The sequence below is a fragment of the Lysinibacillus sp. NPDC056220 genome, assembly GCF_049315265.1.
GTDB lineage: Bacteria > Bacillota > Bacilli > Bacillales_A > Planococcaceae > Lysinibacillus > Lysinibacillus pinottii.
Window position 1 is genome coordinate 70,757 of sequence record NZ_JBMOXD010000002.1, and the last position, 24,429, is coordinate 95,185.

Below are 24,429 nucleotides of genomic sequence, written 5' to 3' on the forward strand. Positions count from 1 at the left end.
CGTGAAGATGATGGAAAATATGATACACTAAACACGAAACTAAAATATAAAAGAGAGTTGAAATAAACATGGCAGCTGAACAACCATTTTTACCAGTTTTACTAGGGTCAGATATGAATGCATATGGGATGGCCCGTGCATTTTATGAAGCATATGGAATTAAACCACTTGTCTTAGGACGTTCTCATTTAACAGCAACACAAGATAGCCATATCCTGGAGTTTCAAGAAATCGACCGTTTAAATGAGCAGGATGTATTTGCACCTGCGCTTGCACAAGTTGCAAAACAATATGCTGATCAAAAGCTATTGCTCTTAGCGTGTGGTGACGATTATGCTAAGCTTATTATTAAAAATAAGCCAGCGCTGCAGGAGCATTTCACAGTGCCTTACATCGATGAATCTTTAATGGATGAAATTTTACTTAAAGAGAATTTCTACAAGATGTGTGATAAATACGATTTTAAATATCCAGGGACAACGACTGTAACAGCAGATAATTATGAAAATTTTACACCTCCATTCGAGTATCCAATTATTTTAAAGGCGTCAAATTCGGTGGAATATTGGGCATGTAAATTCCCAGGGAAGAAAAAAGTTTTTGTTGCGCATGACGAGGCAGAAAAAACAGCTATTTTAAAAGCGATTTATAGCTCAAGCTATCAAGATACAATGATTATTCAAGAATTTATCCCTGGTGATGATTCTTATATGCGTGTGCTTAATGCTTATGTGGGCAAAGACGGGAAAGTGAAGCTAATGTGTCTAGGAAATCCTATTCTAGAAGAGCATTCACCTGAAGGAATCGGCAGTTATGCAGCTATCGTAACAACATACGATAAAGAATTAATGGACCAAGTACGTTTCTTCTTAGAGGACATCGGCTATACAGGCTTTGCCAATTTCGATATGAAATACGATATTCGTGATAAACAGTACAAGCTGTTTGAAATTAATTTACGTAATGGACGTTCCAGCTATTATGTAACGGCAAGTGGCCATAACTTAATGAAGTATGTTGCTGATGATCATATGTTAAACATTAAGCAAGAAGTTACTTATGTGGAGGATAAACATCTATGGATGATTATTCCAAAAGGTGTATTGTTCAAATATGCATCGAACGAAAAGCTTAAATTAGAGGCAAAAAAATTAATTAGCGAGGGTAAATACACAAACTCCCTTTACTATAATGAAGATATGAATACAAAGCGTTGGGTGAAGCTAACACTCAATAACTTAAATTACTATCGTAAATATAAAAAATACTTTAATAATAAAGGTTTATCAGAATAATAAAGAGAAGCCATCTCAATTGAAAAGGAGATGGCTTCTTTTGCTTCTTTTTTAGCGCTAAACCTCTGTTAATTCAACTACAACGCCTGAGCGTGCATCAGCGGCAAATTCAAATGTTTGCATGTCACCTTCATGCATACGTGAGATTCCTCCACGATAGACAGGAATAGTAATGATACCATTTGTATAATCTTCTGTTTTCATAAAAATCCAGGAACCATCAATCGGTGCATCCTTTTTAAATTCTTTTTTTATGTTTTCAAGTACTTGTCCTGCAGGTACGAACGGAGAAACTTTTTCACTAGCTTCTTTAATAATGACTGCGGCAGCTAAGCCAGTTGCAACACCAATTAAAAAATCACGTAATTTCATACATCTTCCTCCTTTTTCTGTACCTATATTTTAGCATAGCCTATAGAGTGAATGCACGTTCACACGATAACAGTTTTAGGAAATGTATCAATATTTCGAATTCGGAAATAAATATGTTACAATAGGCGAGGAAGAATATTCTACTTCGTGGGGAGAGAGTCAACATGAATGAGGAAACATTGCAATTATTTAAAACATTAACAGAGTTACCAGGTGCTCCTGGTAATGAGCACGCTGTTCGCGCGTTCATGCGATCTGAGTTGGAAAAGTATTCAGATGAAATCGTTCAAGACAATTTAGGGGGGATTTTTGGGGTAAAGCATAGTGAAGTTGCGGATGCTCCAAAAATTTTAGTTGCAGGTCATATGGATGAAGTAGCATTTATGGTTACTTCTATTACTGATAACGGCATGATCCGCTTCCAGACGTTAGGTGGCTGGTGGAGCCAGGTTATGCTTGCACAACGTGTAGAAGTCTATACGAAAAATGGAGCTATCCCTGGTGTGATTGCATCTATTCCACCGCATTTATTAACGGATGCAGAGCGCTCTAAGCCCATGGATATAAAAAATATGTTAATCGATATTGGCGCTGACAACAAGGAAGATGCGGTAGCAATGGGGGTTCGTCCAGGACAATCCATTATTCCTGTTTGTCCATTTACACCTATGGCCAATCCGAAAAAAATTATGGCCAAAGCTTGGGATAACCGTTATGGCTGTGGTTTAGCAATTGAATTAATGAAAGAAGTCAAAAATGATAAGCTCGGATCTCATTTATATTCAGGCGCAAATGTAATGGAAGAGGTTGGTTTACGTGGTGCTCAAGTGTCAGCAAACATGATTAAACCAGATTTATTCTTTGCATTAGATGCATCACCTGCAAATGATACTTCAGGTAAAAAAGATCAATTTGGACAGCTTGGTAAAGGAACATTACTTCGTATTCTAGACCGTACAATGGTGACACATCGTGGAATGAGAGAGTTTATTTTAGATACGGCCGAGTCCAACCATATTCCATACCAATACTTTGTATCACAGGGTGGAACTGACGCTGGGCGAGTACATACAGCGAACGATGGTGTACCAAGTGCAGTAATTGGTGTTTGCTCACGTTATATTCACACATCTGCGTCTATCATTCACATTGATGATTATGCTGCTGCTAAAGCATTAATTGTTGAATTAGTGAAAAAAGCAGATCGTTCGACTTTAGAGTCTATTCGCGCTAATGTATAAGTAGTTGGAAAGATGCCTGTAAAAGGCATCTTTTTCTATGGAAAGAAAGTAGGGGTTTGATGAAAATAGCAATTGGAACAACTAATAAAGCGAAAACTGAAGCAGTTGAAGCTATTGCTCAAAATTATTTTGTGGATACAATCTTTACATATGTGAAAGCTGCTTCAGAAGTGTCAGATCAACCTATGTCGAATGAGGAAACGAGATTAGGTGCCATCAACCGCGCCAAAAATGCCATGCTAAAAACAGATGCATCATTATCCTTTGGCTTGGAAGGCGGTGTCACTGAAATCGAAGGCGAGATGTATGTATGTAATTGGGGTGCATTAACAGTCTCTGATGGGACAACGTTTACAGCGGCAGGTGCACAAATTATTTTACCAAAAGAAATTGCCCAGGAAATTAGAGCTGGTGGAGAGCTTGGCCCACTCATGGAGCAATATACACAGCGCAGAGATATTCGACAGGGGGCTGGAGCAGTAGGGATTTTCACTCAAGGTTTAGTCAGTCGACAAATGATGTTTGAGCATATTGTATCACTATTGGTTGGTCAATATTTGTTCACATTTCCCGAAAAATAGTTAAATGGAATTAGTGGTGCGTATGCGGAGAGGTTGCATCTTCCTAATAATTTTTTTAAAATAGAAAAAAGTTAGTAGTGAAAGAGAAAGGAAGAGAGACATGTCATATAAATGGCTAAAAGCTATTGGCCTGACGCTGTTACTTCTGATGCTTTCTGGCTGCAATCAATCGATCGATGAGCAAATTGCCAACGGGCTTCAATTCACAGAAACGGTTTTTGCAGAAGAGCCTGAAGAACATACCGAGGAAATTGGAGATATTAATTTTTACCTACCTTCAAATTTTAAAGTTGAAGATAGTTCAGATGCTTACAATATTGTTATTTCAAAAGGAAAAGAAAGCTATATCCTTTTCATTAACGATAGAGAGGCACCAAATAGTAAACTTTATTATCAACTTTTAAAAGAAAATGAAGCTGATAAAATCATTCAGGAAACCACTTATGATAAGGATGGTCGTTTTGGCTTTACAGCGGTACTAAAAACAGATGATGAGAATGAAATGGAGCTCATTGTGAGTAGTGGTGGCGTGAAAATGACCACGATTTCTCAGGCAAAGCATATAGAAGATAATTTACGAGAGATGACGAAAATAGTTCATTCGGTTAAGATAAAGTAAATAAACAAGATTGAACAAAACGGTTCACAAACATGTGAACCGTTTCATTTTGAAGACAGGATGTGAGAAAGAATGAAGCAATTGAAATCAGAGCAACTTGTAGAGCTTTTAAAAAAACGATTAAACGCAGAGAAATACGATTTTCATTTCGATAAAAAGCACGAAAAATTAAGATTGAATCATAAAACGATTGAAAAAGGTATGGAGCTTTCACTACCTGGGATTTTAGCAAAATACAATGATAAACAAGAGGCAGCTATTGATGAAGTTGTGTATACGATTACACAAACTTTTAATGCGATGGAACAAGAAAAAGAACAGGGTTTTCAAATGACTACACAAATTTATCCTGTTATACGTGCCACATCATATCCTCAAGCATCGAAAGAGGGCCATGCGTTTATTACAACAGATCATACAGCGGAAACACGCATCTTTTATGCGCTTGATTTAGGCAAAACCTATCGTTTTATCGATGAATCTATGCTAGAAGCTTTACAATTAAGTGTAGAGCAAATTCGTGAAATGGCACGTTTTTCAGTAAAACAATTACCAACTTCCTATAAAAAGGATGAGGTCGCCGATAATATCTTTTATTTTGTTAATATGAATGATGGCTATGATGCCAGTCGAATTTTAAATGAGAGCTTTCTAAAAGATATGCGGACTCAGATAGAGGGGGATATGACATTGTCTGTGCCTCATCAAGATGTGCTGATTATAGGTGATATTCGGAATGAAACAGGGTATGATGTATTAGCGCAGATGACTATGCATTTCTTTGCAGTCGGTACAGTACCGATCACGTCGTTATCTTTTATTTATGAAGATGGGGAATTAGAACCGATCTTTATCTTAGCAAAAAACAGAGTGAAAAAGGAGCAAGAAAAACAATGAATGTATTTTACAACAAAGAGCATGTAGGAGATGTATTACTAGTTCAACTAGCAACGGAGTCTATCGTGAACACAGCAGTAGAACGTGCTGGGGATATTGCTATATTAAAAGAAGCTCAAACTGGTGAAATTAAAGCATTTAATTTATTTAACGCGAGCCAATATATACAAACAGATGCAAAAGGATTAGTTGAGGTAACACCAGTGTTAGTTGAACAATTAGCTGCAGCAATCGAAAAGAACGGTGCTAGCATTAGCCTAGATGTTGACTTTTCTCCGAAGTTTGTCATAGGTTTTGTAGAAACGAAAGAAAAGCATCCAAATGCTGATAAATTAAGTATCTGTTCTGTAAACGTTGGAGATGAAACTTTACAAATTGTTTGTGGCGCACCAAATGTAGAGGCGGGACAAAAGGTGGTTGTTGCAAAAATTGGTGCGGTCATGCCTTCAGGAATGCTTATAAAAGAAGGGAATTTAAGAGGCGTGGATTCATTTGGCATGCTTTGTTCAGCACGTGAGCTAGCAATTCCGAATGCTCCTTCTGAAAAAGGAATCTTAGTTTTGCCTGAGGATGCTATCGTTGGTAGTGCATTTGAATCATCAGGTAAATAATAAATACATCTTTTGATAATAAAGTTATTAAAAGTTTAGTTTTTTATCATGATATTATCCAATGGGTCAAGGTGAAAATCCCTAAATCGTTATGTTACTAATATGCTAGTAACATAACGATTTTTTTGTGTAGAATGAGCCTCTAAATGCAAGTTTCGCGATCGTTTTTATGGTATGCTTTTGATATAGACATTGAGCTATTTTGATTTGAAGAAAATTAGACAATGCTAAAAATGAAGTGTAAGAGAAATGAGTGAAATGAAGTGAATTGGTTTAAAAAACAAATAAATAAAATTTTAAATAAAGATGAATATGAGTACGAGTATGAAGAATTTTATGAGGACTACGAAGAGGAACAAACAGAACAGCTACATATGCAGCAAGAACAACCCATGACTAAGCAAAAAACTTTCCGTTTCCCATTGATTGACGATGATGAGGAAGGCGTCGTGTCACAAACGCGCCAAAAAGAAATGTTTGATCAGGTAGAAAATGATGATTATTATGGGCAAATTGAGGATTTATCTTTACCCAAGCATTTAAATCAACATATCGTTGATTCAAGTGTTTACGATGTAGATGTTACAGGGATTCGAGATTTGTTAGCGAATCGTTCAAAACGCACTGGTAGAAAATCAACAATGAAAAGTCAACCAGTCCAACACGAACATCGTTCAAGAGCGAGTTTAGTTTTTCGAGATGCACAAGATCGAGAAGAGTCAATCATACCTCAGACTACATCTGTACCAAAAGATAAACTCGAGTGGAAAGAACAAAAAGTTCAAAAAGTAGATAGCGATTTTCTTGAAAATCGTAAACGCTTTATCCCAACGGACGTACCTTCACCCGTCTATGGGTTTGCGAAACCAAGTCCTATTAATGAATTATTGGATAAAAGAAAAGAAGAACATGAGTCACAAGAAACAACTAGGATGACCTCTGATTTATTGACAATTCATCAGCCATTAAAAGAAGCGACAACAAATGAGGCTAATGAAAATATACTAGAAGAAAAAGAGCCGCCTAGTACAGCTCATCGTGTTGAATTCGAACATGAAATCCATGAACCGATTGTTGAACCTATTACATTTGATGATGATGTATTGGATGAAGAAAAGGATGTACCAGACAGTGCGCCCACGGATATCGTGGTACCACAAACCACACCTTTTGCCATGGCATTTGAAGATCAAGTGAAGGAAGCTGCTAAGCAAGATCAAACCATACAACAGCTTTCAGCAGATCAGTCTGAGATTCATGTTAAAGAATTGATTGTGGAACAAGTCCAAATTGAAAATTCTACCATTCATATTGGAGAGGTAACGGTTGTACAGCCTCCGAGTAATGAAGAGGACCATCCGGTGAAGCTTGATGAACAATCATCATCAGATGCTATCCCAAAAGAAGAAAAAAGTCGCATTCCTTTCAATGTGCTAATGCTAAAAACAGATAAAGAAAAATGGCGAATTCAACAGCAAATGAAAATGGTCCAACCTATTCGTGTGGAAAGTAATCCGGAAGCGGTAGAAGATGTGCTGATTGATGGGGCGGAAGCTAAAGAAGAGGAACACTCGCCTTCTGAGAGCATAGATTCAAATGCTATACAGCTAGTTGAACCACAGCTGGAGGAAGAAAGTGATTCACAATCTGCTTTTTGTAGTCAAGAAGATGTTGAATGCCATCGACACGAAGAAGACAGAGATTTTAACACAGAAACTAAATCAGAAAGTCCAGTAGCGGTTATTACGATGGCTCCTGTAACAACTTTGACTAGTGTATCCGAGAATGATGCAATAGAAATTGAAAGAATTAATGCTGATGAAGTTGCTGCAACAACAGAGCTAGAAGCAGAGGTCATTTCAGTTACTGAAGTTCTTCCTGAAATTGTAGAGGATTCTCCAGTTAAACCTGTGGAAAACCAACAACAGGTTTTAGAAGCAGAACAGGAGCTACCAGTTGAGGAAAAAACAAAACCTGTTCATGTTTATCAAAAGCCTACTGACGAATATTTAGAGCCACCAGAGGAAAAAACACAGGATACAGATTGGATGGAGCAGCAGGGTGATACATTGGTGGAAGCACTTTCTTATTTCCAGGTTTCTGCTCAAATTGAATCGATTATGCAGGGACCTGCAGTTACTCAATTTGAAATTACTGTGAGTCACGGTACGAAAGTAAGCAAGATTAGAAATTTAGCAGATGATTTAAAGCTTGCTTTAGCAGCAAAGGATATTCGTATTCAAGCACCGATCCCTGGGAAAAGTTCGATTGGTATTGAGATTCCAAACCGAGTATCAAGAGCTGTACGATTATCTGAAGTGACGAATAGCGCATCCTTCCTTGAATCAGATTCGCCGTTAGAGGCAGCTTTAGGTCTTGATCTAACAGGTAAGCCTGTTACACTAGATTTACGAAAAATGCCCCACGGTTTAATTGCTGGTGCGACAGGCTCGGGTAAATCCGTTTGTATTAATTCTATTTTGGTTAGTTTATTATATAAAGCTGCACCACATGAACTAAAACTAATGTTGATCGATCCTAAAATGGTAGAACTGGCGCCATTTAATCATATCCCACACTTAGTAAGCCCTGTAATCACAGATGTGAAGGCTGCAACAGCAGCACTTAAATGGGCTGTAGAGGAGATGGAACGTCGATATCAACTGTTTGCGCATGCAGGTGCAAGGGATATTACGCGTTATAATGCAATTGCAGATAAAAATAATGAACATAGCCTGAAATTGCCATATATTTTAATTGTTATTGACGAGTTGGCCGATTTAATGATGATGTCTCCAGCAGATGTAGAGGAGGCAATTTGCCGTATTGCTCAAAAGGCACGTGCATGTGGAATTCATTTAATTGTTGCAACACAAAGACCATCTGTAGACGTTATTACAGGATTAATTAAATCCAATATTCCTACACGTATTGCCTTTGCAGTATCTTCACAAATTGATTCTCGTACAATTTTGGATGGGCAGGGAGCAGAAAGGTTACTTGGACGAGGCGATATGCTATATTTAGGTAACGGTATGTCTGCACCAGTACGTCTCCAGGGAACATTTGTTACAGATGATGAAATTGAAGCAATTATCGAGCATGTTCGTGAACAAGGAGAGCCTGATTATATTTTTGATCAAGAGGAACTATTGAAGAAAACAGAGGTATCCGCAGAACAGGATGATTTATTTGAAGATGTTTGTCGTTTTGTTTTTGAACAGGGTGGAGCTTCTACGTCATTGATTCAAAGAAAATATCATATTGGCTATAATCGTGCTGCTCGTTTAATTGATATGTTGGAATCACATGGCTTTATCTCAGAGGCAAGAGGTAGTAAGCCGCGTGAAAGTTTCATTACAGAAGAAGATTTAATTACTATGTTTGAATAAGAATTGCCTTGATTTCGTCTACATTAACTAATTTACGTCGAAATTAGTTTTTTTAGAAAAGTTACACATCTATCCTTATGCATAAAAAGTGCTATAATAGACAAGATGTGTTGAATAGTACGTATTTTTTAATACTTGTGAAGGTATTAATACCTAATCATTCGTGAAATAATACGATACACCTAATAGATGATAGATGGGATATTGAAATTCCCGGGGGGTTTAATTAATGACAGTTTTTCATTTCACAGGCATTAAAGGTTCTGGCATGAGTTCACTTGCACAAATCTTATTTGATGCTGGTGAACAAGTACAGGGCTCAGATGTCGATAAATATTTCTTCACGGAGCAGCCGTTACGTGAACGTAATATTCCAATTTTTACATTTAATGCAGATAATATTAAAGAAGGCATGACTGTAATTGCAGGTAATGCTTTTCCTGATGATCATCCAGAATTAATTCGTGCCCGAGAAATCGGAGTAGAGATTATTCGTTACCATAAATTTTTAGGAGAATATATCGGTAACTATATTTCCATTGCCATAACAGGTGCCCACGGTAAAACTTCAACTACAGGTTTAATGGCACATGTGGTAGGTGGTTACAAACCAACTTCTTATTTAATCGGTGATGGTACTGGTGCTGGTCATGCAAATGCTGACTTCTTCGTGATGGAGGCATGTGAATACCGACGCCATTTCTTAGCATATAATCCTGACTATGCGGTAATGACAAATATTGATTTTGATCACCCAGACTACTTTGCAAATATAGAGGATGTCTATTCTGCTTTTCAATCATTAGCTTTACAAGTAAAAAAAGCTATTATTGCATGTGGTGATGATGAACAACTTCAGCGTATCCAAGCAAAAGTACCAGTTGTTTATTATGGATTTGGTTCAGAGAATGATTTCGAAGCTCGTAATGTTGAAAAAACGACAGAAGGTACAAAATTTGATGTTTTCGTTCGCAATGAATTTTATAGCACTTTCTTTATTCCATTATTTGGGGATCATGCGATTTTAAATACATTAGCGGTCATTACTCTATGTGAATATGAAGGAATTTCACCTGACATTATTCAAGATCGTTTGCACACATATAAAGGTGTAAAAAGACGTTTTACCGAAACAGATATAGGGGATAATGTATTAATAGATGACTATGCCCATCATCCAACGGAAATTCGTGCTACCATTCAATCAGCGCGACAAAAGTTCCCAGATCGTGAGCTAGTTGCTATATTCCAACCACATACATTTACACGTACACAAGCTTTTTTACAAGATTTCGCAGATAGTCTAAGCCTTGCAGATACAGCCTATTTATGTGATATTTTTGGCTCTGCAAGAGAAACGCAAGGCGCACTTTCTATTCAAGATTTGGCGTCATTAATCGAGGGCAGTGCAGTGATTACCACTGAAGGAATTGATATACTAACAAAACATCAAGGTGCAGTATTCTTATTTATGGGTGCTGGAGATGTTCATAAATTCCAAGATGCTTTTGAAGCCGTGCTTAAAAACGATGAAACAGCTTAGTCCGTAGGGGTTAAGCTGTTTTTTTAAAATTTGAGCAGGAATTCCGTTTTTTTTGTCGAAGATAGGGAAAGTAATAGTAAAGAGAATTTACTAGCAGGAGGTCAACTTATGGAAGTGATTTTGTATATTGCAGCCATTATCGCTGCAATCGGGTTTTTAATTTTATGTGTGAGTGTAGGAATGACATTATTCTCGCTCAAGTCCATCTTAAGCAGTTTATCTGGGACATTATCAGGTATTGAAGGACAAATGGAAGGGGTCACACGTGAAACGACTTCTTTATTAACCAAAACAAATAGCTTAGCAGAGGATATTCAACATAAATCTGAACAGTTAAATTCAGTGGTTCAAGCTGTTAAAGGTATTGGTGATTCTGTCAATGGTTTAAATAATTCTGTACAGCAAATTACTTCTTCTGTTTCAAAAAGCGTAGAACAAAATGAAGAAAAAATTGCGCAAGTAGTACAGTGGAGCAATGTTGCAATGGGTATTGCTGATAAATGGAAAAAGCGCAAAATCATAGAGCAAGAATCTGTATCTGAGGATGTGTATGGCTTTGAAACGGTACAAGTAGAAAAGCCAAAAAGAAAATGGGGTCGTAAATAGTGAAAATTATTCAGTAAGTATTTGATACTGTCTGAATAAAAATAAAGTCTTGGACATAAATTGAACATGCCTCTGTAAAAAGTAGATGGACAACCTGTCCAGACAAAATTGATAATATGATGGGGAGGAATTGTTGCATGACAACACAAAAGCCAAATTTTAATGAAGTAAAGGAAAAACAGCTTGAAAGTTCATTGCCTCAGCTTTATCATCCGCAAGACTCGATTTATGAAGAGGAGCGTGTAAACATGAAAGATTTTGTGATTGGCGCATTAGTAGGTGGAATTGTAGGTGCTGCAGCAGGTCTACTATTAGCTCCAAAATCAGGAAAAGATTTACGTAGTGATGTGGCTGTACAAGCTGTTCATTTAAAAGATAAGAGTGCAGACTTCTCGACAACTGCAAAAGATAAAACAGTACAACTTTCTAAACAAATTCAAGAACAATCTACACAATTAGTGGAGAAAGTAAAAACTTTAAAAACGGCAAAGGCCCCTGCTGTTTTTGACGATGGTACGGTTTCCTTTGAGGGCGAGGAACCACTAGAGGATTTTATTCCTAACGAGGAAGTCAAAGCAGAAGAGAAAAAAGACGAAACAAAAGAGTCAAATGAAGAAGTACGTGCATAATGCATAACGAAAAGGGATACGTTACATGATCGTCGTGTAACGTATCCCTTTTTTAAACGATAGGGGTTTCGGCTAATAGTATTTCAAGTCGATCGCCACCGAAAATTTCCGTATCAAAACTTGCAGGCTGACCGTTTCTTAAAATGGTGAAGTTTCCTTTGAATGTGCTTGGGAGCTGCCAATTAGAAAAGCGAAATACATCTTGATAGATCCAAGGACTACGATCTTTTTCTGTAAAAATTACAGTGGCTCCATTCGGTACAGTTGAAAGAGGAGATACAATCATTTGATTGACCAGTGCTTCATGTACTGTTTTGGAAAGCTCCACTACTTCATTTTGGAAATGAATGATCATTTTATCTTCCAGCAAAAGATTCATTTGGTCCGCAATTCGCTGAACAGTTGGCAATGATTGCTGCTGAAAGTTAATCACATCGCCATCCTGCACTGCATAGCTCAATTTTGCCGTTTTTCCATTTATCATTAATGGAGAAGAAAACTCAGGTAAAAATAATGGCTGTCCATCGACATGAATGGTATAAGACTCAAATTGCTTTAATAAATCCCAATTATTTGTAACTTTGAAAATTTCCTCAATGGTTTCCGCTATATCAAAAACGACGCTATCACGATCATTTAAAACAGTATCAATGGATGCAGGAGAGTGATTGACTGTAATTTTCGGTTCAATTACATATTTTGTATTTTGGATAGTAATGGTCTTGATTGCAGCATTATCAATAAGATCTCTCACCGTTACTGTGGCTGGCTGTCCATCTTGTCCCTCCACTAGCTGAATGGCATCGCCTGTTTTAATCAATGTTTTCGTTGATGCCTGTTGTCCGTTTACTACTATTTCAGCCGGCTGCCCATGACCACCAGGAATGAATATATCTTGTCCATTGACACTAATAGATAAACCGTGGCCAGGTTTTCCATACAATTGTTTAGCACGGATATTGGCCGCTAAAAAAGCATCGGCAACTGTCATTTCTTTCAGCTCAAAAAGACGGACCACCTGATTATTGACAGTTAAACTCATATATTGGATGGGCATTTTTTTCGCTGCAATGGCAATACCGATTGGCGTAACTAACTCTGGTGATGCTTTAATATGCTCTTCCTTCGTCAGGTTTTGAATAGCATCAATGCCTCTAACAGCTATACGGTTTGCTGGTAAATCTAGGACTAGACCAAGTTCTGTTGTTAGGTTAGGTGTTAAGCTACCTCCTCCAACAAGCATAACAGCCTTTGGAGCCACTCGGTTATTGAGTCGTAAAATTTCTTCGCCAATGGACTTGGCAAGCTGCTTGACGGCAGGTTCAATGGCTAATAAAACTTCAGTCTTTGGGTAATACTGATCAAAACCAAGAATATCTTGAATCAATATTTCTTCTGCTGTTTGGAGCTGACGTTTTGCTATTTCGGCAACAGGGAAGTCTAGTAAATAATGGTCACTTAAAGCTTCTGTTATTTCATCGCCTGCTGTTGGAACCATACCATAGGCCACAACAGTACTTTTATCAGTAATGGCAATATCAGAAGTACCTGCGCCTATATCGACTAGAGCCACATTTAAGCGACGCATAGTTGAAGGAATAAGGACATTTATAGCTGCGATAGGTTCTAATGTCAAAGCTTCCATCTCTAAATCAGCTCGTTTTAAAGCGGCAATTAGTGATTCGACTACCACACGAGGTAGGAAAGTGGCAATGACTTCAATTTGTGCCTCATCCCCTTGTTGATCTAAGAGGCTGCCAATTTCTTCACCATCCAAGCGATAGTAGAGAACTGAGTAGCCTACGCAGTAATAGTGGCTTATTTTAGCATCTTCTTTATGTTGTAAAAGTTGTTGTTGGGCTTGTTGAACTGCTTGGAGCTCTAAGCGGCTTATATCTTCTTCTGTAAAAATAGGACGATTACGTATATTAATCGTTACGCTAGCTTGTTCAGTTTTCAAGGATCGGCCCGCTGCCGCAACACTTACTTTCGTAAGAGGACCATGTTTCTCTTCAAGTTCGTATTTAATTGTATTAATTAATTCTGCCACATACATGACATTATGTATTTGACCATCTACCATGGCACGTTCTTTATGCTCTTTCACTACTATATCTTCCACGTGAAAATGGTCATTTTCTTCTTGAAGAATAATCCCGACCACTGAGCGTGTACCAATATCAAGTGCAAATAATTTAGAACTCAATGTAATCGCTTCCTTTCGCGTTATATCTCAATTTCAATTTAGCGAGTTGAAGCGCTAAATTAAAAATGCGTGACATTCTGAACAACATTGATTATAATATTGCTATTATCTAAAAATGTAACATACATTTCAGAGTTCTGAAAGTGTCTGTCATGAGGAGAGGAGCAAGAAAGCATGAGCCAAAAAGATTTAGAAAGCTTACGTAGCCAAATCGACGAATTAAACTTAGAAATTCTTCGTCTTATTAACGAACGTGCAGCTGTAGTTGATGAAATCGGTAAAATTAAAGAAAAACAAGGTGTAAATCGCTATGATCCACTGCGTGAAAGACACATGCTTGATCTTATTAAAGAACACAACCAAGGTCCATTAAACCAAATGACGGTAGACTATATATTTAAACAAATCTTTAAAACAGCTTTAAAGCAGCTTGAAGCTGATAAAAAGAAAGAATTACTTGTATCTCGTAAGAAAAAATCCGAAGATACAGTTATTAATATCAATGGTGAGTTAATTGGTCAAGGGAAGCCATCTTTCGTATTTGGTCCTTGTGCTGTTGAATCTTATGAACAAGTAGCTGCAGTAGCGGCTTCTATTAAAGCAAAAGGTGAAAAGCTAATCCGTGGTGGTGCCTATAAGCCACGTACTTCTCCATACGACTTCCAAGGTCTTGGATTAGAAGGCTTAAAAATCTTAAAACGTGTGTCTGAGGAATATGGTTTAGGTGTGATTACAGAAATTGTGACACCAGGTCATTTAGAGGAAGCCTTAGATTATATTGATGTGATTCAAATCGGGGCACGAAATATGCAAAACTTTGAATTATTAAAAGCAGCAGGTGCAACTAATAAACCAGTCCTACTAAAACGAGGTTTAGCTGCAACAATTGATGAGTTCATCCATGCAGCAGAATACATTATGTCTAAAGGAAATGAAAATATTATCCTTTGTGAACGTGGTATTCGTACTTATGAAAAAGCAACTCGTAATACGTTAGATATTTCTGCTGTACCAGTGTTAAAACAAGAAACGCATTTGCCAGTATTCGTAGATGTAACACACTCAACAGGTCGTCGTGATTTATTGTTACCATGTGCCAAAGCAGCCATTGCAATCGGTGCTGATGGTGTCATGGCAGAAGTACATCCAGATCCATCTGTAGCACTTTCTGATTCACAACAACAAATGGACATACCAACATTCGATGCATTCTATGAAACACTACAAAAATTCATGAAAAATCATGAAATTCATGCTTAATTGTTAACAGCACACACCGCTTGCTTACTTTAGCAGGCGGTGTTTGTTATATCGTGACAAAATAATGTCTAGAATAGGACTATTAGTACTTGGTTTTTACGTAGTTCTTCTTGAAAGTAATATGAAAATTATCGTATGATAAGGCTATAATAGGAAAAAAGGGAGGCACGTACGATGACTGTTACAATTTATGATGTTGCAAGAGAAGCAAATGTTTCTATGGCAACCGTCTCTCGTGTAGTCAATGGCAATCAAAACGTAAAACCAGCAACACGAAAAAAAGTACTAGAAGTAATTGAACGATTGGAATACCGTCCAAACGCAGTAGCGCGTGGATTAGCAAGTAAGAAAACAACAACAGTTGGCGTGATTATCCCAGATATTGCAAACAATGTTTATGCAGAGCTGGCTCGTGGTGTAGAGGATATAGCCACAATGTACCGTTATAATATTATTTTAGCCAACTCAGATCAACATGAAGATAAAGAGTTACAGTTACTTGATACTATGCTTGGGAAACAAGTAGATGGTATTGTGATGATGAGTGATGAAGTAACAGAAAAGATGCAACAAACAATGGATCATTCACCAGTCCCGATTGTACTAGCAGGCTCTGTAGATGAATCGCAAACAATAGCTACGGTCAATATAGACTATTTCCAAGCGGCTTATGAAGCGATATCTTTACTCATTCAAAATGGACATACGCGCATTGGCTTCGTAACAGGTCCACTTTCGTATACAATTAACGGAAAATTCAAGCTAGCAGCCTATAAGAAAGCATTACAGGATGCTGGCTTGCCAATAGATGAAGCATTAATTGCTGCTGAAGAATCAAGCTATGACATGGGCTTAGAAGCTTGGGAGATTTTATCAGTGCTTGAACAGCCACCTACAGCCTATTTTGCGGGTAGTGATGAATTGGCAATTGGTTTAATTCATGGTGCACAAGATGCTGGTAAAAATGTTCCAGAGGATATCGAAGTAATTAGCTTTGAGAATTCTAAGCTAGCACGAATGGTTCGTCCACAACTAACAAGTGTTGCATTACCCCTGTACGACATTGGTGCTGTTGCTATGCGCTTACTTACTAAATTGATGAGTAAGGAGCCTGTCGAGGATGAGGCAGTGATTTTACCACATCGTATTGAACATCGACAATCTGTTAAAAGTAAATAATAAGTAGGAACACGTAAATCTTATCAAGGATTTGCGTGTTTTTTAATTTAAAATGGAGCGGGAAAGAGGCATGATAAAATGACCAAAGCAGGGAGATCTGGCTGCAAACCAATGAAAAAACCCCACGAAAATCGTGAGGAAAAGTGCTAATCTCGTTTTTCATTTCGAATAAGGTGTAGTGCTTTTGCTAACATTTGAGCATTTTTTTCCTCTATTTCTGCCTTCCTTGGAATGGGCTCATACAGAGGAATTGGGTCCTCCCAAGTTGGAATAAAAGGTACGGGAGCTTCGGGTTGCCATTGGTCAAGCCATGCCTGTGGGAGAGGTCCAGTTGGTAAAGCTTGGTCAGTCATTTCTAACCAAAGTAGGGACCAAGCACGTGGAACTACTCGCCATATATCATAGCCTCCTCCACCCACTGCAATCCACTTACCATCGCAATATTCATGGGCTAATTGATGTGCGAGCTTTGGGATTTCACGATATATATTCATTGTGCCATGAAGGTGTGTCAAAGGATCAAAAAAATGGGCATCTGCTCCATTTTGTGTGAGTACAACATCTGGCTTGAAATATTCGAAAACCTCTCTCATGGATTGTTCATAGATTTCTAGGAAACTTTCATCCTCTGTAAAAGCATCCATAGGGAAATTAAAGGAGGTACCATATCCTTGTCCGTTGCCTCTTTCGGTAATATTTCCAGTTCCAGGAAATAGATAGCGTCCTGTTTCGTGAATAGACAATGTACAAACATTTGGGTCCTCGTAAAAGCTCCATTGTACTCCGTCCCCATGATGTGCGTCTGTATCAACATATAGTACACGGGCATTATATTTTTCCTGTAAATATCGAATCGCAACCGTACTATCATTGTAAATACAAAATCCTGATGCGCGACCACGAAAACCGTGATGTAGCCCTCCTCCAAGATTGAGAGCATGCTCAGCTTTACCTTCCATTACATAATCAACGGCAGTTAACGTCCCACCGACTAGTTGGGCACTTGCTTCATGCATATTTTCAAAAATCGGTGTGTCTTCAGTGCCGATACCATAGCTTTCACATTGGGCTACCGATAATTCACCATGACCTGCCCTCTTCACAATATCAATATACTTAGGGTCATGGGCAAGCAGTAGCTCCTCTTCTGTTGCAACACGAGCGGGAATAATGTCTACATCATCAAGTCCATCTATATTTTTTAGTAAATCCATCGTTAGCGTCAAGCGTTTATGATTAAAAGGATGTGAATCTGAAAATTTATATCCGAGTTGTTCTGGCGAGTAAATGAATACAGCCTTTTTCATTATAACGAAACACCTGGCAAATTAGGCCATAGTACATCAAAGCCTTCTTTGCGAAGGTCTTGAATCATAGCTAAAGGATTCAGTGTTTTTACTCGGACGCTTAAAATTTTATTTTGCGTATTTTCAGAATCAGGATAAACTAAGACGCTTTGGACATTGGCATGATGATGATGAAATATCTTTGTTATTTCAAATAAAACACCTGGCGTGTCAGCTACTCGAATTTCAATTTTTGAGCCAGGTTCCGTTCCGCCGGTCAGCTCTATATATGTATAGAGTAAATCCGTTGTAGTAACAATTCCTACTAATTTCCCTCCAGAGACAATAGGTAAACACCCTACTTTAGATTCATAGAAGGTAAGAGCGACTTCTTCAACAAAATCAAGTGGATGACCAACAAGCGGATCTTTGACCATTATTTCTTCTACTTTTGCATGAAAAACAGGAGAATTAGGTTCATCTTGTAAAGAGGAGGGCAAAACTTCTTTAATGTCTCGTTCTGTAATCACTCCTATAACGTGACGTTCCTCATCTATAACAGGTAAATGGCGAACTTTTTTGTCACGCATTAGCTTTAGTGCCTCCAACACGGTATTGGTAGGAGCTAATGTGTAAGGTTCTTCATTCATAATTTCTTCTACGATCATATACGTATCCCCTTTGCATTGGTTTTAATACATGAAACGATTTCTAAAACGAAGTCTATCAAATCTTTCGATGGTCTCAGGAGGCACGCGCTTACCTTCGCGCGCCATTAAACAATTAGCTGGGTGTGATGTGATTTCTGGATCATCCGTAGCAAAATATTCAAATCCGACAGAGCTCATCATCTTCTCCATCATTTTGCGGTAGTCCCAAACATTTAAGCCGGTCCCCTTTAAATCCCAATGCCAATAATATTCGGTAGTTATCACCAGATAATCCTCCATTTCATCACCCATAAATGAAACGGCTAGTAATGCCTTTCCTGAACCTGTTCCGCGATAGTCAGGAATCACTTCAATGGCACCTAATTCAATCATGTCATCAATTCGATCCTCTGCCCATCGTTCAAGTGGATCAGGATAAAGATAGGTCACATAGCCTACAATAATATCTTCGTTTCGAATAATAACTATACGTCCTTCAGGAAGCCCCGCAATTTCAATAATAGCTTGTTGTTGCTGTTTTGGAGGTCTAAAGGCAACCAAGCCTTCATGGAAAGAATATGTAGCTAATTTTTCTGGAGGCACAGGTCCTTCCACATACACAGTACCATGCTTAGTTTCCCTTTTGACAGAAAAAAAAGTTTTTTTATGTTCCATAATGACACCACCTGAGTTTAATAATTCCATTATAGCTGATTTCGTGCGTAAAAACGCTTATTTTTGCAAAATATACCTGTATTTTTGGAAAAGTGAAAATATTAAGACAATCTCCTTGGATTCGTGTAAAATATAATATATCGCTTCTGTTATTTAACAGATAAAAGTAGCGTAATTAAGAGTTAGGACATTTCTGATGCAGTAAACTGTTATATAACAAAAGCTAGGTAAATATGTTGCTTAGAACGTAAATTTATTATTTCAGCAGAGGGGATTGTTGAAAATAGCAAATGAACAGTTTGAAGCAAACGTAAAGAAAGGGGTAGTTTCATGGGGATGAAAATGAAGGAGAAGTTAACGGCTTTAGCTGGTCAGCACCAGTTAATGAATTATGAAGAAGTGGCAAAGTCTCATAATTGGGCTGATACAGAAAAAGCATTTAGTTGGTACGAGACAGGTTTAGTGAATATGGCGTATGAGGCAATCGATCGCCATACTGAAACACATCGTAAAAATAAAGTTGCTCTTTATTTTAATGATGGTAAACGGAAAGAGGCGTATTCATTTAATGAAATGAAAAGGTTAACAAACAAGGCTGCTAACGTTCTTAAAACAGCTACTAATCTACAAAAAGGTGATCGTTTATTTATTTTTATGCCACGGTCGCCTGAGCTCTATTTTTCATTATTAGGTGCGTTGAAAATGGGTGTTATTGTTGGACCATTATTTGAAGCTTTTATGGAAGGTGCTGTGTATGATCGGCTAGCAGATAGTGAGGCAAAAGTATTGGTTACGACACCGGCGTTACTTGAACGTGTACCTATAGCTAAATTACCTCACCTAGAGCATGTCCTTTTAATAGGTGAAGATATTGAAGAAACATCACAAATTCTAGACTTTAATCAACGATTAAAAAGGGCTTCAGCTCAATTTGATATAGAGTGGGTAGATCAGGAAGATGGGATGATTCTTCACTATACTTCTGGATCAACTGGTGCGCCAAAAGGAGTGCTACATGTTCATTATGCAATGCTTCAACAATACCAATCTACGCAATGGGTTCTTGATTTACGTGAAGATGATATTTATTGGTGTACTGCTGATCCAGGATGGGTGACAGGAACAGCCTATGGTATTTTTGGTCCATGGTTAAATGGGGTAACAATGGTGATTGTTGGGGGAAGATTCTCACCGCAGGCATGGTATCAAGCCATTGAAGATTATGGTGTTACGGTATGGTATAGTGCACCAACTGCATTCCGTATGCTGATGGGGGCAGGGAGTGGCTTGCTTGAAAGCTATGATCTATCATCTTTGCGTCATGTGCTATCTGTCGGTGAACCATTGAACCCCGAAGTGATTCGCTGGGGAGTAGAAGAATTAGGTCATCGAATCCATGATACATGGTGGATGACAGAAACAGGAGCGCATATGATTTGTAATTATCCTTCGATGGATATTAAGCCAGGCTCAATGGGAAAACCACTTCCAGGTATTCATGCGACGATTGTAGATGATGCTGGCAACGAAGTACCACCGTTTACAATGGGGAATTTAGCTATTCAACGGGGGTGGCCAGCTATGATGCGTCAAATTTGGGGCAATCCAGAGCGCTATGAATCTTATTTCTTAAAAGGGAAATGGTATGTATCTGGAGATTCTGCCTATATGGATGATGACGGATACTTTTGGTTCCAAGGTCGAGTGGATGATGTCATTATGACGGCCGGAGAGCGTGTGGGACCATTCGAAGTGGAAAGCAAGCTATTGGAGCATCCAGATATTGTTGAAGCAGGAGTCATTGGAAAACCAGACCCAGTACGAGGGGAAATCATCAAAGCCTTTGTATCCTTACGAGAAGGAGTAGAACCTTCCGAACGATTAATTGAGGATATAAGAGATTTTGTTAAAAAAGGGTTATCGGCTCATGCAGCACCACGTGAAATTGATTTTAAGGAAAAACTACCAAAAACACGCAGTGGTAAGATTATGCGTCGTGTATTGAAGGCATGGGAGTTAAATTTACCTACGGGTGACCTATCGACGATGGAAGACTGATAAAGTAAAGAACATCAATTGATATTTATACAACATATGCATAAAAAGAAGGCAAGCATTCTTTCATCAATCGAGTGAATGCTTACCTTCTTTTTTCTGCATTTACAATGCTTAAGAGCTGTATTAACGAGAAGTATTTAAATGCGTAAAAAATATAGAATTAAATAAAAATTCAGTTGACTTAATATTTATGCAGACGTATACTATTTTTAACTTATTTCAGAGGTGAGTGCATTGAAAGTAGGAATTGTAGGAGCAACAGGTTATGGTGGACTAGAGCTTATTCGGTTTTTACATAATCATCCAGCTGTAGAGCAGCTAGCGTTATTTACTTCTTCAGAGGAAGGAGTTCTTTTTTCTTCAAAATTTGGTCATCTTATGACGATTATTGATAGGCCATTACAGAAAATAGAGGAAGATACTTTAGCGGAATTTGATGTAGTTTTTACAAGTACACCATCTGGCGTAACAAGTAAGTTATTACCATCAATGGTTAACACGGGTCCGAAATTTATAGATTTGTCTGGTGATTACCGGTTAAAAAATCTTGCAAGCTATGAAGCGTGGTATGGCAAACAAGCAGCACCATTTGATACGGTTCAGCAAAGTGTTTATGGTTTAACTGAATGGAATTCAGAGCATATTCGACAGGCTACTCTTATTGCTAACCCAGGTTGTTACCCAACAGCGGTGTTATTATCATTACTACCGCTAGTGAAGGAACGATTAATTGATCCGAGCTTTTTAGTAATTGATGCGAAAAGTGGCATCTCAGGAGCTGGTAATAAGCCGTCACAAACTACTCATTTTAGCGAGGCGAATGAGAACTTCTCTATCTATAAAGTAAATACACATCAACATATACCAGAAATAGAACAGGCATTATCCGTATTTGCTCATACTGAAACAAACATTACTTTCAATACTCATTTAGTACCTATGACAAGAGGGATTTTAGCGACATCCTATGCGCCAGTAATGGCAGGCGTTACAGAGGCTCAGTTGGTTGGTTGCTTGCAGGAGACGTATGAAAAGCATCCATTTGTTCGAATGGTTACAGATGCTACTAGCTTAGGAACTAATCGTGTTAAGGGGTCCAATTATTGCGATATTTTGGTGAAAGTAGATTCTCGTACAAATCGTGCCACGATTGTAAGTGTGATTGACAATCTAGTCAAAGGGGCTGCAGGGCAAGCTATCCAAAATATGAATGTACAATTTGACCTACCACAAACGACAGGTCTTGATGTCGTACCGTTCTTTATTTAACAGTTTTTATGTTTAGTTTGATGAAAAATAAGGAGGAATTATGGATGACAGTTACTACATCAATAAATGTAATGAAAAAGTTATCAAGTAAAAATATCGTTTCACCAAAAGGCTTTAAGGCAGCTGGGTTACATTGTGGCTTAAAACATAAGAAGAAAGATTTAGCCATTTTAGTAAGTGAGGTACCAGCTAGTGTTGCTGGTGTTTTTACAACAAATGCTGTGCAGGCAGCCCCGTTAAAAGTAACAAAGGAAGTTGTTTACACAACAAAAAAAATGCAGGCGATAATCGTGAATTCGGGCAATGCCAATGCTTGTACAGGGAAGCAAGGCGTTAAGGATGCCCAAACAATGCAGGCGCAAGTGGCTGAAAAATTAGGGATTGCGCCTGAATTGGTGGGAGTTTGTTCAACGGGCGTCATTGGCGAAATGATGAAGCTGGAGCCAGTAGTAAATGGTATTCAACAGCTAGAACCGAAGGACCATTTAGAAAGTGCTATTGACTTTGCGCAGGCAATCTTAACAACAGATACAGTTATGAAGAACACAAGCTATAGTACAACGGTAGATGGCAAGGAAATCATTATCGCTGGTGTTGCGAAGGGTTCAGGCATGATTGAACCAAATATGGCAACCATGTTGGGCTTTATTACGACAGATGCCCAAATAGAATCTGATGTATTACAAAATGCATTATCCGATATTACCAATCTCACGTTTAATGCCATTACCGTAGATGGGGATACATCTACAAACGACACAGTTGTTGTATTGGCGAACGGCTTCGCAGGAAATAAGACGTTAACACCTGATCATCCAGATTGGTTAAATTTCTATTACACATTGAAAACGGTAGCCGAAGATTTAGCAAAAATGATTGCCAAGGATGGAGAAGGGGCAACTAAGCTCATTGAAGTGGAAGTTGTTGGCGCAGTTGCAGATGAAGAGGCACGAAAAATCGCCAAGACCGTCGTAGGCTCGCCACTTGTAAAGACTGCTGTTTTTGGCTGTGATGCGAACTGGGGACGAATTATTGCAGCAGTAGGGTATAGTGGTGCCACTGTAGACCCAGATAAAATTACGATTCAAATTGGAGGCGCTACAATGGTAGAAAACGGCGAACCAATTCCTTTCTCAGAGGATGAATTAATACAAATTTTAAAAATGCATGAAGTGAAAATATATGTGTCTCTTGGTATGGGTGAAGGTAAGGGGCATGCTTGGGGATGTGACTTAACGTATGACTACGTCCAAATCAACGCATCATACCGCTCGTAAACGAATGGTGATTAAGCTCGGTGGTAGTACACTGGAGGGCTTAAATAAAGATTTTTTTTATCATTTTAAAAAGCTTCAAGATAGCGGTGTGGAGCTTATTATTACTCATGGCGGGGGCCCAGCTATTAATCGTGAATTAGCTGCTCGAGGCATAGAATCGCATACATTAAATGGTATACGTGTGACAAATGAGGCAGCTATGAATGTTGTCCAATCCACTCTAATTGGGCAGGTTAACCCTGCTTTAGTTCATGACTTAACAAGTGCTGGCGTCGAGGCCATTGGGCTAAACGGTTATGATGGTCAATTAATGGTGGCAGATTATTTAGATAAAGATGTTTATGGTTATGTAGGAGCAGTAAAAGCCATCCATACAGCCTTACTTGAAGCTTTATTGTCAGTGGGAATTGTACCCGTTATTGCTTGTGTTGGAGTAAGTGAAGCAGGTCAGGCTTTAAACATTAACGGCGATACAGTCGCAAGTGAAATAGCATTAGCCTTAGGGGCAGATAGCTTATTACTCGTTACAGATGTAAGTGGTATTCGAGTCTATGATGAATATCAAACAATGGCAACACCCACTCTCATTAATCAATGGATAGAACAAGGGCATCTATATGGAGGGATGATTCCGAAAGTACAAGGAGCGATCGATTGTTTACGTGCAGGTATACCTTCCGTGCAAATTGTGGGAGAGACATTGATTGGCACTACGATTGTCACTTCCGATAAACTTCATGCTACCTAGTGTTCTAATAAGAGCTTATGAAAAGTATAGATGTT

At 38.3% G+C, this 24,429-nt stretch carries 21 protein-coding genes; 16 read left to right on the top strand and 5 right to left on the bottom strand.

The genetic code is table 11. The features are described from left to right. Positions 1 to 68 precede the first annotated feature (68 nt). Positions 69 to 1,295 carry a hypothetical protein gene (locus tag ACOZBY_RS05405; RefSeq protein ID WP_012295704.1) on the top strand — a complete coding sequence of 409 codons (1,227 nt, stop codon included), beginning with the start codon at positions 69 to 71 and terminating at the stop codon, positions 1,293 to 1,295. A gap of 57 nt (positions 1,296 to 1,352) precedes the next feature. On the opposite strand, the gene ACOZBY_RS05410 is transcribed toward ACOZBY_RS05405, so the two are convergent. Continuing rightward, positions 1,353 to 1,667: a hypothetical protein gene (locus ACOZBY_RS05410; protein WP_008176726.1), complete on the bottom strand. Its 315-nt coding sequence runs from the start codon at positions 1,665 to 1,667 to the stop codon at positions 1,353 to 1,355. A 164-nt stretch (positions 1,668 to 1,831) separates the two neighbouring features. Here ACOZBY_RS05410 and ACOZBY_RS05415 point away from each other — a divergent pair, with 164 nt between their 5' ends. From ACOZBY_RS05415 to ACOZBY_RS05455, 9 genes are all read left to right on the top strand, one after another. Then, positions 1,832 to 2,908 carry a M42 family metallopeptidase gene (locus ACOZBY_RS05415; protein WP_012295703.1) on the top strand — a complete coding sequence of 359 codons (1,077 nt, stop codon included), beginning with the start codon at positions 1,832 to 1,834 and terminating at the stop codon, positions 2,906 to 2,908. Between the two features lie 59 nt (positions 2,909 to 2,967). Further along, positions 2,968 to 3,489 carry a DUF84 family protein gene (locus ACOZBY_RS05420; RefSeq protein ID WP_012295702.1) on the top strand — a complete coding sequence of 174 codons (522 nt, stop codon included), beginning with the start codon at positions 2,968 to 2,970 and terminating at the stop codon, positions 3,487 to 3,489. A 100-nt stretch (positions 3,490 to 3,589) separates the two neighbouring features. Further along, positions 3,590 to 4,108: a hypothetical protein gene (locus ACOZBY_RS05425; RefSeq protein WP_036164672.1), complete on the top strand. Its 519-nt coding sequence runs from the start codon at positions 3,590 to 3,592 to the stop codon at positions 4,106 to 4,108. 72 nt (positions 4,109 to 4,180) lie between these two features. Then, on the top strand, positions 4,181 to 5,005 hold the full coding sequence (locus tag ACOZBY_RS05430; protein ID WP_012295699.1) for a DUF1444 domain-containing protein: 825 nt from the start codon (positions 4,181 to 4,183) through the stop codon (positions 5,003 to 5,005). Next, the gene (gene ytpR, locus ACOZBY_RS05435; RefSeq protein ID WP_012295698.1) at positions 5,002 to 5,616 is read left to right on the top strand and encodes a YtpR family tRNA-binding protein; all 615 of its coding nucleotides are present in this window, start codon (positions 5,002 to 5,004) and stop codon (positions 5,614 to 5,616) included. The genes ACOZBY_RS05430 and ytpR overlap by 4 nt, the downstream gene beginning before the upstream one ends. Positions 5,617 to 5,879: 263 nt before the next feature. Further along, complete coding sequence (locus ACOZBY_RS05440; RefSeq protein WP_422761717.1) at positions 5,880 to 9,008, top strand: DNA translocase FtsK; 3,129 nt, start codon at positions 5,880 to 5,882, stop codon at positions 9,006 to 9,008. A 229-nt stretch (positions 9,009 to 9,237) separates the two neighbouring features. Next, positions 9,238 to 10,551: a UDP-N-acetylmuramate--L-alanine ligase gene (murC, locus tag ACOZBY_RS05445; protein WP_031418588.1), complete on the top strand. Its 1,314-nt coding sequence runs from the start codon at positions 9,238 to 9,240 to the stop codon at positions 10,549 to 10,551. Between the two features lie 108 nt (positions 10,552 to 10,659). Beyond that, complete coding sequence (locus tag ACOZBY_RS05450; protein WP_031418589.1) at positions 10,660 to 11,157, top strand: DUF948 domain-containing protein; 498 nt, start codon at positions 10,660 to 10,662, stop codon at positions 11,155 to 11,157. Positions 11,158 to 11,294: 137 nt separating this feature from the next. After that, entirely contained in the window at positions 11,295 to 11,786 is a 492-nt protein-coding gene (locus ACOZBY_RS05455; protein ID WP_012295694.1) for a YtxH domain-containing protein, read from the top strand. 52 nt (positions 11,787 to 11,838) lie between these two features. On the opposite strand, the gene ACOZBY_RS05460 is transcribed toward ACOZBY_RS05455, so the two are convergent. Then, positions 11,839 to 13,992 carry a cell division FtsA domain-containing protein gene (locus ACOZBY_RS05460; RefSeq protein ID WP_012295693.1) on the bottom strand — a complete coding sequence of 718 codons (2,154 nt, stop codon included), beginning with the start codon at positions 13,990 to 13,992 and terminating at the stop codon, positions 11,839 to 11,841. A gap of 174 nt (positions 13,993 to 14,166) precedes the next feature. On the opposite strand from ACOZBY_RS05460, the gene ACOZBY_RS05465 reads away from it, so the two are divergent. Beyond that, a complete protein-coding gene (locus tag ACOZBY_RS05465) occupies positions 14,167 to 15,252 on the top strand; it encodes a bifunctional 3-deoxy-7-phosphoheptulonate synthase/chorismate mutase (protein WP_031418590.1) in 1,086 nt (361 codons plus the stop codon). 174 nt (positions 15,253 to 15,426) lie between these two features. Next, on the top strand, positions 15,427 to 16,431 hold the full coding sequence (gene ccpA / locus ACOZBY_RS05470) for a catabolite control protein A (protein ID WP_012295691.1): 1,005 nt from the start codon (positions 15,427 to 15,429) through the stop codon (positions 16,429 to 16,431). A gap of 146 nt (positions 16,432 to 16,577) precedes the next feature. Here the strand turns inward: ccpA and ACOZBY_RS05475 are convergent, their stop codons facing one another. The 3 genes from ACOZBY_RS05475 to ACOZBY_RS05485 are packed head-to-tail and all read right to left on the bottom strand — an operon-like array spanning position 16,578 to position 19,042. Further along, positions 16,578 to 17,738: an acetoin utilization protein AcuC gene (locus ACOZBY_RS05475; RefSeq protein WP_012295690.1), complete on the bottom strand. Its 1,161-nt coding sequence runs from the start codon at positions 17,736 to 17,738 to the stop codon at positions 16,578 to 16,580. Then, a complete protein-coding gene (locus ACOZBY_RS05480; RefSeq protein ID WP_012295689.1) occupies positions 17,738 to 18,385 on the bottom strand; it encodes an acetoin utilization AcuB family protein in 648 nt (215 codons plus the stop codon). Before ACOZBY_RS05480 ends, ACOZBY_RS05475 begins: the two co-directional genes overlap by 1 nt. 24 nt (positions 18,386 to 18,409) lie before the next feature. Beyond that, positions 18,410 to 19,042 (bottom strand): GNAT family N-acetyltransferase, encoded by a 633-nt coding sequence (locus ACOZBY_RS05485; RefSeq protein WP_031418591.1) that lies wholly within the window; start codon positions 19,040 to 19,042, stop codon positions 18,410 to 18,412. A gap of 330 nt (positions 19,043 to 19,372) precedes the next feature. Between ACOZBY_RS05485 and acsA the strand changes: the two genes are divergently transcribed. The 4 genes from acsA to argB all read left to right on the top strand — a co-directional run bounded on the left by acsA (position 19,373) and on the right by argB (position 24,394). After that, on the top strand, positions 19,373 to 21,100 hold the full coding sequence (gene acsA / locus ACOZBY_RS05490) for an acetate--CoA ligase (protein WP_418936743.1): 1,728 nt from the start codon (positions 19,373 to 19,375) through the stop codon (positions 21,098 to 21,100). 234 nt (positions 21,101 to 21,334) lie between these two features. Then, positions 21,335 to 22,369 (top strand): N-acetyl-gamma-glutamyl-phosphate reductase, encoded by a 1,035-nt coding sequence (argC, locus tag ACOZBY_RS05495; RefSeq protein ID WP_422761722.1) that lies wholly within the window; start codon positions 21,335 to 21,337, stop codon positions 22,367 to 22,369. A 44-nt stretch (positions 22,370 to 22,413) separates the two neighbouring features. Next, on the top strand, positions 22,414 to 23,646 hold the full coding sequence (gene argJ, locus ACOZBY_RS05500) for a bifunctional ornithine acetyltransferase/N-acetylglutamate synthase (RefSeq protein ID WP_422761723.1): 1,233 nt from the start codon (positions 22,414 to 22,416) through the stop codon (positions 23,644 to 23,646). Then, positions 23,609 to 24,394 carry an acetylglutamate kinase gene (gene argB / locus ACOZBY_RS05505; RefSeq protein WP_031418595.1) on the top strand — a complete coding sequence of 262 codons (786 nt, stop codon included), beginning with the start codon at positions 23,609 to 23,611 and terminating at the stop codon, positions 24,392 to 24,394. The genes argJ and argB overlap by 38 nt, the downstream gene beginning before the upstream one ends. Positions 24,395 to 24,429 lie beyond the last annotated feature (35 nt).